This window comes from Actinocrispum wychmicini (assembly GCF_004345645.1).
Classification (GTDB): domain Bacteria; phylum Actinomycetota; class Actinomycetes; order Mycobacteriales; family Pseudonocardiaceae; genus Kibdelosporangium; species Kibdelosporangium wychmicini.
The window spans coordinates 251948-263985 of the sequence record NZ_SLWS01000012.1; the positions used below are offsets into that span (position 1 = coordinate 251948).

At 66.1% G+C, this 12038-nt stretch carries 13 protein-coding genes; 5 read left to right on the plus strand and 8 right to left on the minus strand.

The features are described from left to right. Positions 1–48: 48 nt before the first annotated feature. A complete protein-coding gene (locus EV192_RS42590; RefSeq protein ID WP_132124424.1) occupies positions 49–807 on the minus strand; it encodes a DUF3159 domain-containing protein in 759 nt (252 codons plus the stop codon). Beyond that, positions 804–1184 carry an OB-fold nucleic acid binding domain-containing protein gene (locus EV192_RS42595; protein WP_132124425.1) on the minus strand — a complete coding sequence of 127 codons (381 nt, stop codon included), beginning with the start codon at positions 1182–1184 and terminating at the stop codon, positions 804–806. Before EV192_RS42595 ends, EV192_RS42590 begins: the two co-directional genes overlap by 4 nt. A gap of 187 nt (positions 1185–1371) precedes the next feature. On the opposite strand from EV192_RS42595, the gene EV192_RS42600 reads away from it, so the two are divergent. From EV192_RS42600 to EV192_RS42610, 3 genes are all read left to right on the plus strand, one after another. Further along, positions 1372–2016 (plus strand): alpha/beta fold hydrolase, encoded by a 645-nt coding sequence (locus EV192_RS42600; protein WP_243727419.1) that lies wholly within the window; start codon positions 1372–1374, stop codon positions 2014–2016. 104 nt (positions 2017–2120) lie between these two features. Continuing rightward, entirely contained in the window at positions 2121–2891 is a 771-nt protein-coding gene (locus tag EV192_RS42605; protein WP_132124426.1) for a bestrophin-like domain, read from the plus strand. After that, positions 2888–3991, plus strand: a complete 1104-nt coding sequence (locus tag EV192_RS42610) for a DUF6923 family protein (protein ID WP_132124427.1) — start codon at positions 2888–2890, stop codon at positions 3989–3991. Before EV192_RS42605 ends, EV192_RS42610 begins: the two co-directional genes overlap by 4 nt. 166 nt (positions 3992–4157) lie before the next feature. Here the strand turns inward: EV192_RS42610 and EV192_RS42615 are convergent, their stop codons facing one another. The 3 genes from EV192_RS42615 to EV192_RS42625 all read right to left on the minus strand — a co-directional run bounded on the left by EV192_RS42615 (position 4158) and on the right by EV192_RS42625 (position 8584). Next, the gene (locus EV192_RS42615) at positions 4158–7418 is read right to left on the minus strand and encodes an autotransporter outer membrane beta-barrel domain-containing protein (protein WP_132124428.1); all 3261 of its coding nucleotides are present in this window, start codon (positions 7416–7418) and stop codon (positions 4158–4160) included. A gap of 98 nt (positions 7419–7516) precedes the next feature. Continuing rightward, entirely contained in the window at positions 7517–8155 is a 639-nt protein-coding gene (locus EV192_RS42620) for a LysE family translocator (RefSeq protein ID WP_132124429.1), read from the minus strand. An 18-nt stretch (positions 8156–8173) separates the two neighbouring features. Then, complete coding sequence (locus EV192_RS42625) at positions 8174–8584, minus strand: MarR family winged helix-turn-helix transcriptional regulator (protein WP_132124430.1); 411 nt, start codon at positions 8582–8584, stop codon at positions 8174–8176. Between the two features lie 40 nt (positions 8585–8624). Between EV192_RS42625 and EV192_RS42630 the strand changes: the two genes are divergently transcribed. After that, positions 8625–9398: an SAM-dependent methyltransferase gene (locus EV192_RS42630; protein WP_132124431.1), complete on the plus strand. Its 774-nt coding sequence runs from the start codon at positions 8625–8627 to the stop codon at positions 9396–9398. 356 nt (positions 9399–9754) lie between these two features. On the opposite strand, the gene EV192_RS42635 is transcribed toward EV192_RS42630, so the two are convergent. Together EV192_RS42635 and dut are read right to left on the minus strand one after the other, a co-directional pair. Continuing rightward, positions 9755–10402, minus strand: a complete 648-nt coding sequence (locus EV192_RS42635) for a DUF3710 domain-containing protein (RefSeq protein ID WP_132124432.1) — start codon at positions 10400–10402, stop codon at positions 9755–9757. Further along, positions 10403–10882: a dUTP diphosphatase gene (gene dut, locus EV192_RS42640; RefSeq protein WP_207926639.1), complete on the minus strand. Its 480-nt coding sequence runs from the start codon at positions 10880–10882 to the stop codon at positions 10403–10405. Between the two features lie 24 nt (positions 10883–10906). On the opposite strand from dut, the gene EV192_RS42645 reads away from it, so the two are divergent. Continuing rightward, a complete protein-coding gene (locus EV192_RS42645) occupies positions 10907–11395 on the plus strand; it encodes a DUF3093 domain-containing protein (protein ID WP_132124433.1) in 489 nt (162 codons plus the stop codon). A gap of 49 nt (positions 11396–11444) precedes the next feature. On the opposite strand, the gene EV192_RS42650 is transcribed toward EV192_RS42645, so the two are convergent. Next, entirely contained in the window at positions 11445–11753 is a 309-nt protein-coding gene (locus EV192_RS42650) for a DUF4193 domain-containing protein (RefSeq protein ID WP_033391377.1), read from the minus strand. Positions 11754–12038: the final 285 nt, after the last annotated feature.

Consider the following 12038-nt stretch of genomic DNA (forward strand, 5'->3'; position numbering starts at 1 on the left):
CAATTAGGAAGCCGACATCCGAAACAGCCCGACGTAGATCCGCGGATTCTACGAAGGCTCCTGTGCGGCGGTGTCGTATTTGGTGCGCAGTTGCTGCTCGATGGCGGCGTCCTCGGCCTTCGCTTGCTCGGCGGCGACGCGTTCGACTTCCTCGCGGAGTTTGTCCCGTCGATCCGAACGGCGCACCGCCCACACGGTGACCAGCAGGGCGATCGCGGTCAGCGGGTAGCCCATGGCGATCCGGGCGATGCCGAGCAGAGTGGTCGCGTCCACGTTGTACAACCACTGCTGGACGATCACACGCGCGGCGAAGACAAGCAGCCACGCGAGGGTCGCGATGTCGTAGTCACGCCGCGATTTCGGATCTGATCGCCAGCCCATGCCGTGGCCGTTCAGCGTGCCCCAGAGCACGCCCATGATCGGCCAGCGCACGAACAACGACACCAGACAGACAAGGCCGAGAGCGGCACTCACCCAGATGCCGTACAGGAAGAATCCCTTGGCCGTGTCCAGCCGGTAGGCGATGAACGCCGCGATGGCCACGCCGAAGATGCCCGAGACGGCCGGCAGCAGCTGCTCCTTGCGGACGATCCGCCAGACGGCGATCAGCACGGCCATCCCGACCGCGCTCCAGATCGCCGGGCCCAGGCCGGTGGCCAGGTTGACGATCACGAACACGACGACCGGGATGGAGGCCGAAATGAATCCGACTATTCCGCCCATCTGCTCCCAGAGCGTCGGTGTCGGTTTCTCGGTCTCCTCGGCCTCGCCGCTGTTCTCCGGCTGGGGCTGGGTGGCATCAGTCATGTAGTCGTCTGCAGCTCGTAGTAGGGGTTGTAGAGGACCTTGCGGCCGTCCCGCACCGCGATCCGGCCTTTCGCCTTCACCGTACGTCCCGGCTCGATGCCGGGAATCCGGCGCCGACCGAGCCAGACTAGTGTGACGCCCTCGGTCCCGTCGAACAGCTCGGCCTCAAGCGTGGCGGCCGCGTCCCGCGGGGACAGCTCCACGCTGCGCAGCCGGCCGAGCACGGTGACCTCCTGACCGGACCGGCAGTCACAGGCACGCTGCGCCCCGCTGGCCTCGGCCTGTTCGGACAGGTCGTCCGCGTCGAGGTCTTCGACCTCGCTGGTCAACCTGCGAACGAGACGGCGCCAATAACCGTCCCCCTTGTCGCCACCCATGCCCGCTCCTCGATGGTGAGACCGGCCCCGACTCCGATCCGTGCACAATCAGCGTAACCGTTGAAAGGCAGGCAGAACCGTGTCACTCCAGGAACGTCCGGTGAAGGTTGGTCGTTCCCGTTCGGCGGCGGTTCGGCGGGCCGTGCTGCTGCCCGGTACCGCATCGGATGAGGTTTTCATCCGATCGGTGTTCGAAGGTCCGCTTCGCGCCGTCGGCGTCCAGGCGGTCACACCTCGTCCCGAATCGGCGTCTGACCTGGTCAGAGCCCATTTCGCGATTTTGGCGGAACAGTCGGAGGCCGGCCCGGTTCTGGCCGGCGGCGTCTCACTCGGCGCCCATCTCGCCGTCGAATGGGCGCTGGCGGACCCCGACCGGTGCGCCGGGCTGCTACTGGCGCTGCCGGCGTTCACTGGGCCACCTGGTGACGCACCCGCGGCCGTCTCGGCTCGGATGAGCGCGGCGGCCGTCCGTACATACGGGCTGGACGCCACGCTCGCCACGGTTGACGGCGAACCGTGGTTCGCCGCTGAACTGGAACGATCATGGAGGCGGACCGGCGACGGGCTCGCCGAGGCGTTGGAGATCGCCGCGACCAGACCGGCACCGGTGATTTCGGACCTGAGCCGGATCACGGTGCCGACCGGGATCGCGGCCTGCTCAGACGACCCGGTACATCCGCGGGCGGTCGCCGAACTGTGGGCGGACACAATCCCCGGGGCTCGGATCTGCACGACGACGTTGAGCGCGTTGGGCAGGGATCGTGAGTCCCTCGGACGGGCCACCGTGCTGGCTTGGCTGCGGTCCAGTGGGGTCACGCATTTGGAGCAATAGTGGGAATCCTCGTTGCTCCGAACCGGCGAAACCGGTGTGGTCGAAGAGTGGGATCCGAGGGTTTCCCTTGTTCGGCCAAGCGCGTTCCGTGACCGTCTCGCTGCGTGAGCATCTATTTGACCGGCCTGCTGTGGGTGGGCGGCGCCGCTGTGGCGGCGATCCTGATCGCAGTACTGATCCACAAGCTGTCCTCGAGCGGGAGCCGTGGTGACAACAACGATGTGGCCGGCCAGGTGTTCACCATCGTCGCGGGTCTGCACGCCGTGCTCCTGGCATTCGTGCTGATCTCCTTGTTCGACGGGGTAAGCACGGCGCGCACGAACTCGACGACAGAGGCGAACGACCTGGTGGCGGTGTCGTGGGCGGCGGACTCGTTGCCGGAGCCGGCGCACACCAAGGTCAAACAACTAGTGTCCGCCTACTCCGACACTGTGGTCACCAAGGAATGGCCGCAGATGCGGGAAACCGGCAAGGTGGATTCGGCGGCCGGCTGGCAGCAGCTCGACGAACTTCGCAACACGATCGCCAACACACAGACCGCCGACGGCGACGACTGGCAGACCAGCAGAAAACAGGCCGCGACAGATCAACTGTGGGACGCGTACCAGGCCAGGCAGTCACGACTGAACGACGCGGCGAACAACGGCGTGAGCACGGTCGTATGGTTCGCGCTCATCCTCGGCAGCGTGATGTCCATGGCCCTGGTGTACTTGCACGGCGGTCCGAAGATGATCTCGCACGCGCTCATCTCCGGAACCCTCGCGGCCGCGATCACGTTGCTGCTGTTCGCGATCTACCAGCTACAGAACCCGTTCAGCGGTGGCGCGGCGGTCGGGCCGGACGCGTTCAGCGCGGTGCTGGACCGGTTGAGTTGACCGTTCGACGCTGGTCCAACGTCACCCTCGCCGCCGTGCTCCTGATGGGATCCGGACTCGTGGGCTCGACCCCGGCCGCGGCGGCGGATGGGGCATGCGACGCGTTCGAGGTTTACACCCCACGACACGGCTCCTCGTCCACTCTGGTCCGGCTGGACCTGCCGTCCGGCCAGGCACGTGACGTGCGGACCTTCGCCGACGAACTGAATGGAATCGGTTACGCGGCAAGCCAAAACCTGTTGTACGGAATTTCCACGAAGTCGCACGTGGTCACCATCAACCCGGGCGGGGCCGTGGTCGACCGGGGCAAGGTGTTCGATGTCGGCGACGCCACCGCGGGTGCCATTTCGGGTTCGACGCTGTTCCTGCGGGACGGTGGTCGGCTGCTGTCGTTGGACATCGATCCGAAAAGCCCGACCTACCTGAGGATCATCCACGTGAAGTGGCTGTCCTGGTTCGCCGACGTGGACGACTTCGACTTCGGCTCGGACGGGTTGCTGTACGGCGTGACCAGCAGCGCGACGGTGGTCACCATCGACCCCCTGCACGGCACGGTCCACACGGTCGCCAGGCCGAAAGCCCTGCCGAACGGGACCTATGGCGCGATTCTCATGGCACCCGGTCGAATCCTCTACGCGATCAACAACCGAGTCGGATCTAGCAGCCGGCTCTACCGAATCCCTCTGGCCGACCCACAGGCCGCCAGTGAGGTGGCGTCCTTCCCGGCCGCGGACGCCACCGATGCGGCAGGCTGCCTGCCGCCACCGCCGGTGATCGAACCACCGACTTCGAACCCGCCTACACCGACTCAACCGCCACCACCCGCCCCGGCCCCGCCGAAGCTTCCGGCTCCGGTCCGAAAACCTCTCCCGACCACGCCATCCACGACTCCACCCCCGAGCGCCCAACCGGTCACCCAGCCGAGCCAGTCCCCGCCCGCGACGACACCTCACAAACCGCCGCCGCCATCTCGCCGACCGGTCGCCGCGCCTGTACAGCCGGACACCCCTAAGAAACGGCGGTGGGCGCTGACCACCTTGGTCCTGGTTCTCGGCGGAGGCGCCGCGGTCGGCGCGACCGTCCGGAATCGCCACCGATAGTGGCCCGTCCACGCAACCAAACCTGTTCCTGCCGGACTACCACTGACCAACGGAACCCGCACACACGCCCGTACGTTGATGCTACGGGGCATTCGTGGGGTCCCGCTGACGATGCCGGAGCACGTTCGGCCTGGATCCAAATCACTGCCGAAGTTGGCGGCAAGACCTACTCAGCCTTGGGCTTCGGCGGCCATTCGTAGACCTCTCTGCCAAAGTTGTGCTTGAACAGGACGTTGAAGAAGCCCTTTCCGGGTGTCGGCTGGACCGACCACGGGTCGAGTCCGCCACGGGTCGCCGCGTCCCGCGCCTGCACAAGCGTTTTCTCCCAGTCAGGGTAGACGTTGTCGTGCAGGTTGTTGAGCGCCTTCACGATCCCTTCGGTGTCTGGGCTGGCGAAGACCGCGGTCTCCTTCGCCTGTTCCCGTTGTACGTACTCGAACGCCTCACGCTGCTTTCTCTCGAACACCCCGAGCGCGCTGGCGTATCCGGTGAGCTCACCCTTGGCGGCGGCCTGGTTGATGTCCATCTGCGCGGCCTGCTCGGCGGTCGGTACCGCGGTGACGTTCGATGCCGTCAGCTCAACATTGCCCGCGTTGACACCGCCCAGCCGATGGGAGAGGACCGCGATCTCCTTCGCGACCTGGCCGCGTTGGGCGGCTGCGGCGGCCAGCATCTCGCCGAGTGCCGCGGCGTTGCTGAACTTGTCCTGTTTGGTCTGCATGGCCGTGATCAGCGCGTCGATCTTGGCCAGGGCACCCTTCGCAGACTCCAGCGCGACAGCGTTGTTCCCCGCCTTCTCCTGCACCTTGACGGTCGCCAACGGATCACCGGTGATGAGCGACGAGTACGAGGACTTCTCTGTGGACAGTTCGCCCGGCCAGTCGTACAACGCACCACCATCGGCCGACCCGACGCCGCGCACTATCCGTTCGATCGCGTGGGTCGCGCCGTCGTTGCGCGCGCCATACTCGGCCAGGGCCCTAGCGATCTTCTGCCGGTCCCCGTTCGCCCCGACGACCACGAGACGGGTACGGATCCAAGCGCTGTAGACGTTCGGGTTCTGTTCGACCTTCTTCCATCGGTCGATGTCCTCGGCCATCGCGGCGATCGTTGCGAAGTCCCCGTCGGACAGAGTCATGCCGCAGACCTCGGTCTTGTCCTGCATGATCTTCGCGCCCCCGGTCAGCAGACCGGTCTTGTCGTCCGACGCCGCCTTCTTCAGAGCGGCCCAGGACCCGCCGAGATCAGTATTCGAAGTGGACGTGTTGACGTCGCCGGAACCTTTGCCGTCCGAACCGACGGTCACCGAAACAGTGTCTTTCTCGGTGTGCGCCACCTTGAACCCGCCAGGCCCGGTGATCGCCGCGCCACCGCCCTTGCTGCCGGTGTACGTGTCGGAGCTGCCATTGGCATCCGATGAACGGCTGTGGTCGAAGCTGCTCGTGTCGCTCAGTTCGAGGCCGACAGGCCCCACGGTGGCGGTGGTCGTGCCGGTCTTGGCGTAGCCCTCACTGGTGGTGTCGGCGCTCACCAGGTCGGCGTGGACGAGGGCGATGTGGTGCAGTTCCTCGACCGAGCCGGCTTTCGCGATCAGATCGAACTGTTGCTGGTACGCGGCGGTTTCCGGATCCAGGGTGAACGTGACCGACTGGGACTTCGTGCCGGACGAGCTGCTTTGGTATCCACCGCCGGCGGCCTCGAACGAGGCCGATCCGCCGATGGCACCGCCGTCGGTGTCAGTCACGGACACGGTGACGACCACTTTGCCGCCCTTTCGGGAGACAGAGCGCTTGAGTGTCCGGCCCTTGGTCACGCTGACGTTGAGTTTCCCGCCGAATCCGGACATGTCTCCGCCAGCGGTGGCGCCGAGTTCGCCCTTGAGGTCAGCGGTGACCTCCCCGCTGTCGCTGTCCTTCATGGCCGCGGCGCCGTCGGCGGACAACCAGGTCGCCCGGACGTCGTTCAGCAGCGCCCTGGCACCGCTGATCTTGCCCTTCGCCAGCAGTTCGACGATCTGCAACTCCTTGGGACCGCTGCCGGCGCCCTTCGAGTTGACCGCCGCCAGGTACTGCTGAGCTTCGGCCTCGGTGAACACGTGCACGAACGTTCCGGTCATCGCCGCGGATCCGGACGCCGTCGCACCGACAGAGGCCTTCCCGCCCTGGTCCTCCGATGCTTGTTCACCGCCGGCGCTTCCGCCGACCTTGCCAGTGAGGTTGACCGTGACGCTGATCTGGTACCGCGCCGGGTCACTGCCGGGAACCTGGGAGACATTGGTGACGACTTTGCCGTCCAACCCCACTGTCTGTCCGGTCTTCAGACCACTCTCACGGGATTGGGAGAAGCTCCGGTTTCCGGAGCCGAACACACCGACACCGTCCGGTCCGGCGATCACACCGCCGCTGCCCGAGGTCGTGTTCTCCGTGCCCTTCGTGAGCCCGCCCCTGTCGTCCTGGGTGCCCGACTTCTTGGTCGTACTCGCGGTGTAGCCGAGCTTTCCGTCGCCGCGCGTGACCGACGACGTCGACTTGGTCGAGTCGACCGTGCCTCCGTTCGTGGTGGTGTTCTCCGCGGTCGTGCTATACCCGCTCGTGCCGAGCGAGCGACTTGTACCTGTCATCTCCGACGTGCTGTTGTCCGCGCCCTTGTACTCCGCCTTGTTCGACGTCCCCCAGTTGTAGTTCACGTTTCCGCCGGACACGTCGACCTTGCGGTCCGAGGTGGTGGTCCAGGCCGAGGTGCTCTCGCCCTCCTTGTTCGTCGTGACCTCGGTTTTGCGGTTCGCGACACCGGTCGTGTCGACCGTGGTGGTCGACGTGTTCGTCGTAGTCCAGGACGCGCCGTCGTCGATCCTGCTGGTGACGGCCGTGTTGGTGGACGTAAGGCCGTTCGTGCCGATCTGCCAGCCGCCGGTGGTCGTGTCCGTGGTTCTGCCCAGGGAGACGTTCTGGTTCCGACGGGCAAGCATCTCGTTCAGCGCTTGGTCGGACGCCCCCGGCGCACTGAGCAAGCGCATGTCCTTGTCGTTCTGGTCGAGCAGCGCCCCCAGGCGCTTCTGCTCCTTCTCCAGATCGGCGAGTTCGGCCGCGCCTTCCGGGGTGATCTCCTTGGCGATCGCGGCCGTCTTGAGTTCCTGCCACCGCTGTGTCGTCGGCTGGTACTCGGCGAGGAGCTTTTCGCGTTCGGCCCGGAGTTGAGGTTCCACGGTCACGCCCAAGGCTCGACCGTCCAATGTGGGCGGACTCGATGAATTGGCGTCGCCAGCAGGTTCACGTTGGACAGTCAGCATCCGGGCCACCGCATGGTTGCCCGCGCTCCCCTGCAAGGCAAGCACGTCGGTGATCGACCTGACTGGGCCACCTCGACGGACGGTGTCGGACTGCTGGTCGGTGTCCGCGGTGGACTCCGCGAACTCACGAGCGGTCATGCCCGGAGTCCTATCACGACGATCGTCGTACAATCGGACGAGTATCAAAGAGCTGCCCCTTTGGGGCGTAACGCCGCCCGCCCGAACGCCGAGACCGGTTAGTTCTGTTCGGCCAACGCGAGCACTCCACCGAGACCGATCATGGTCAGTCCTGTGCCGATTCGTTGCCGGACCTGCCACCTTGGGTTGCCACGCAACTTGGCGCCCACGTATCCGGCGAAGATCGCGACGAGCACGTCGACCACGACGGCCATGGCCACCGCGATGAGCCCGAGGAGCGTGAACACCAGCGGGGCCGGATCCCGGTCCACGTGTACGAAATGCGGCAGCAGCGCGAGAAAGTACAGCGCGGTCTTCGGGTTCAGGACCTCCGACACCACACCTTGAAGAATGACCGAACGCCGCCCACCGGAGGACGCGGTCGGTCGAATCTGATCGATGTCGTGCCTGTCCTTACCGAACAGCGTCTTGACTCCCAGGTAGATCAGGTACGCCGCGCCAGCCAGTTTCACGACCGTGAACGCGGTCGCCGACGTCGCGAGCACGGCTGACAGCCCGAACGCCGCAGCCACCACGTGCACGCACGCACCGATCCCGTTGCCGATCACCGATCGGATTCCTTCCGAACGGCCGCCCTTCAGGCTCCGCGCGAGGACATAGAACACGCCTGGACCGGGCATGATCGCGAACAGCGTGGCCGTTCCCAGGAAGACGAGCCATTCGGCACTGGTGGGCATCACCCGACAATACCGGCGTCACGCCAGGAGATCGGCCAGTTCGTCAAGCAAGGCGATCACCCTTCGCGCCCGTTCCGGATCGCCCACCGCACTGGTGATCGACTCGTCGACGCCCCGGGTCGCGCGACGTGTGATCGCCCGCATCGTGTCCTCGGTGACCCAGACCCGAACCTTTCGCCCGTCGTCCGGATCCGCCGTCGTCCGCACCAGACCGTGTTGCCTGAGTTTCGCAACGGACACGGACACATGGCTCTGCACCAAGCCGGTTCGTTCCTGGATCTCGCCCACCGAGCCGCCCGGGTGCTTGATCACGTCCTCGAGCACCACCGTCTGGCCCGCGGTCAGCACGAGATCCCCGGACTGACCGGCCGCCGCACGGGACAACTCGACCAGCCGTCGACCGAGCCGATACAGCTGTCCACCATCCATATCTGTGACGATACATCGCTACAGATGTATCGTCACAGATATGGATACCTTGGGAATGACAGCGCTCGGAATGGCCGCGGTACGGGCGGTGGAGAGCCGCCGCGACGACAGGTTGTTCGACGACCCGTACGCCCAACTCTTTCTGGACGCGATGCCGATCACCAGGCCTGCTGCGAGTTCGGATCTGGGCGGGATGTTCGCGAGCCACGGCTCGATCCGCACCCGGTTCTTCGACGACTACCTGCGGCGTTCTGACTGCCGCCAGGTCGTGCTGCTGGCGGCCGGGCTGGACACTCGAGCGTTCCGGCTGACCTGGCCGAGCGACACCCGGTTGTTCGAACTGGACCTGCCCGACGTGCTGACCTTCAAGGACACCGTTCTCACCGGCAACGCGCCCGCGTGTCACCGCGTCACCCTGCCGGACGACCTGCGGGCGAACTGGGCGAAGGACCTGATCGCGGCGGGCTTCGACCCGGACATCCGCACCGCGTGGCTTGCTGAGGGAATCATGATCTACCTGTCCGCGGACGAAGCCTCGACCATGCTCACCGCCGTCGCCGACTTGTCCGCGAGAGGCAGCCACTTGGCCTTCGAGCACGGAGAGAACAACCCGATGGCGGCCTTGGCACGCACCATGCCGGCCATGGCCGAGTTCACGAGTCTGTGGAAAGGCGGTCTCAACGAGGACGCTTCAGCCTGGCTGGCGGCACGCGGCTGGCAGGTCGAGATCCACAGCGACGTCCATTACGGTCGTCAGACGTCCACCACCGGCTTCCTCACCGCCCGGTTCGGCACGAACCCGGAATCAGCCTGACTCCAGGCCACGACTCGGCAACGCCGCACTGTGCTCGTCGACTTCCGACCTGACTATGCAGGATCTGCGACACAGCGGTCGGCGATATCCGATACCTGCCGCGGCGACGTCCGACACGCCCGGAAACCGGTCCGGCCCGGACCCGGAGTCCGTACCGCTCCGGTATATGAAGATCCGCTCTGGCGTGTCGATCCAGGCTTTCCGACCGAGACCCATGTGACACGCCTCGGTGTCCAGGTTCGGATTCACCCCGAACACCTTGACCGCTTCGCCCAAGGCCCGAGCGGGCGTCGCTTGTCCGCCGCGCATGCCGTTCACCGCCAGGCCGAAATGTGCTTCGACCTAGACGAACGAAGTCAGCCGCCCTGGGCCTCGATGTGCTGGGCGATCTCCGGCGGCAGTTGGATCGGCAACGGCTCGCTGACCGGCCACGGCTGCGATCCGCGAACCACAACCGTGCCGCGGACCATGGTGCGCAGGCTGTGTGCCGCCTGAGCCGCTTGGTCCTGTGGACCAGCGACGTGGGCACGCAGCATCCAGCGCGGCCCGTCGACCCCGATCACCCGCATGGCCATGTCGCCGATCGACGCCATCAACTCCTGTCCCCATTCGCCGGAGGTGCTGCGGACATTCGCGCCGTCGGCCTTCAGCTGTTCGGCGAGTTGGCCGCAGGCGCCCTCCCACAGGCCTCCTGAGCGCGGCGCGGCGTACGCCTGCACGGTGAACTGGCCACTGGGCGTGATCACGAAGATCGCCTCGACCACGCCCTGCTGGGCCATCTTGACCTGCAGTTGAGCGCCTTCGGGCACAGGCAGCAGCAGTGAGCCCAAGTCCAGCCGCGCGATGCCGTCGTCGGGCACGTCGCCGTCGAACGGCCCGGCCAACTCCTCCAGGTCGCCCTGGTTGGGTTCGAACTCGTCGCCTTCGTCCGAGTAGTCCGAGTAGTCCTGTTCATCCGGCTGCTCGGCCGGGCGCTTGTTCCGGCGTCGCCCGAAAAGTGCCACCTATTCCTCCGTGTCACGTGCTGTGGCCGCGAGCACCGCGTGCCCGCCGGTCGAGCCGTAGCCGCCCGCGCCGCGCGGTGACTCGTCCAGCTCGTCCACTTCCTGGAATACCGCATGTTCCACCCGCTGGACGACCAGTTGGGCGATCCGATCGCCGCGTCGCAACCGGATCGGCTCCCGAAGGTCGTGGTTGATCAGGCAAATCTTGATCTCACCGCGGTAGCCGGAGTCGATGGTGCCTGGCGTGTTCACCACGCTGAGCCCGGCCCGCGCGGCCAACCCCGAGCGCGGGTGCACGAACGCCGCGTAACCGTCGGGCAACGCGATCGCGACGCCGGTTCCCACTATGACGCGTTCGCCGGGCGCGATGTCGGCGTCCATCGTGGTCACGAGGTCGGCGCCGGCGTCACCCGGCCGGGCGTAGGACGGGAGCGGTACACCGGGGTCGAGCCGGGAAATCAGGACCTGCACGCTGGGCACGAGCGGCGAGACTACCCTGGAGCGGTGCCCGACATCTCGAACGCCCACTCCGAGCGACTGTCCGTCACCTGGTGGGGATGGATCCTGCCGCTCGTCGCAGCCGGCCTGCTGGCCGCCGAGATCCACATGGGTTACCCAGGTGTCCGGGCTTGGCTGCCTTATGTCGTCCTCCTGCCGTTCACCGCGTTCGTGATGTTCTGGATGGGACGCGCACGGGTGCGTGTCACCGACGACGAACTGTGGGTCGGCGACGCACATCTGCCGTTTCGGTTCGTGGGCGAGATCCAGGTGCTGAACGCGCACGAGAAGCGACCGGCACTCGGCCGAGACCTGGATCCGGCGGCGTACGTGCAGCACCGGGGGTGGATACCCATGGCGCTGCGCGTGGAACTCACCGATCCGGACGATCCGACACCGTACTGGATCTTCAGCACCCGCTCACCCGAGAAACTGGCCGAGCTGCTGAGGGCGCGCTCGACCCAGGGTTCGTCACAGACGGCGCCGGGTACCTGACCAGCGGCCAGATACCCGGGAATCGGACAGGGCTTCGTTCGGTTGTCGGTCAGGCGCAGTCGCGGCAGACGTACAGGCCGTCCCGCTCCTCCGCGAGCCTGCTTCGGTGGTGTACCAGGAAGCAGTGCGAACAGGTGAACTCGTCCGCCTGCTTCGGGATCACTTTGACGGTCAGGTCCTCGCCGGAGAGTCCGGACAGGTCGGCACCGGGGAGTTCGAAATTCTCAGCGGTATCCGACTCGTCGACGTCGACAACACCGGACTGCGTCTCGTTTCGGCGCGCCTTCAACTCCTCGAGGGAGTCCTCGGCGAGGTCGTCGGCCTCGCTGCGGCGAGGAGCGTCGTAGTCGGTCGCCATCTTCTTTTCACCCCTGCGGTCAAATCTCTGGTAAGCGCTCGTGCCGCTGGTCAACGTTCCAGGGCCGAGTTTTGTGCCCGCCGATGGAGTGACGGGCGTCTCGCCTGGTCGCACTGAGAATCTGGCCAACCGAATCGATTCGGCCAGGAGTCTTCAGCGACCGGAGCGCGCAGAGGGTAGCCCATCGCGCGCCAGTTCAGTTAACGCATCACCCAACCGGGTGTGTTCCCGACCGCTCCAAGTCACATCCGAACAGGTGTCACCCGGTGTGGGCTCTTGCCGGAA

Coding starts and splice junctions, on each gene's coding strand:
- EV192_RS42590 (WP_132124424.1), bottom strand. CDS start 807: ATGACTGATGCCACCCAGCCCCAGCCGGAGAACAGCGGCGAGGCCGAG.
- EV192_RS42595 (WP_132124425.1), bottom strand. CDS start 1,184: ATGGGTGGCGACAAGGGGGACGGTTATTGGCGCCGTCTCGTTCGCAGG.
- EV192_RS42615 (WP_132124428.1), bottom strand. CDS start 7,418: ATGACCGCTCGTGAGTTCGCGGAGTCCACCGCGGACACCGACCAGCAG.
- EV192_RS42620 (WP_132124429.1), bottom strand. CDS start 8,155: ATGCCCACCAGTGCCGAATGGCTCGTCTTCCTGGGAACGGCCACGCTG.
- EV192_RS42625 (WP_132124430.1), bottom strand. CDS start 8,584: ATGGATGGTGGACAGCTGTATCGGCTCGGTCGACGGCTGGTCGAGTTG.
- EV192_RS42630 (WP_132124431.1), top strand. CDS start 8,625: ATGGATACCTTGGGAATGACAGCGCTCGGAATGGCCGCGGTACGGGCG.
- EV192_RS42650 (WP_033391377.1), bottom strand. CDS start 11,753: ATGGCGACCGACTACGACGCTCCTCGCCGCAGCGAGGCCGACGACCTC.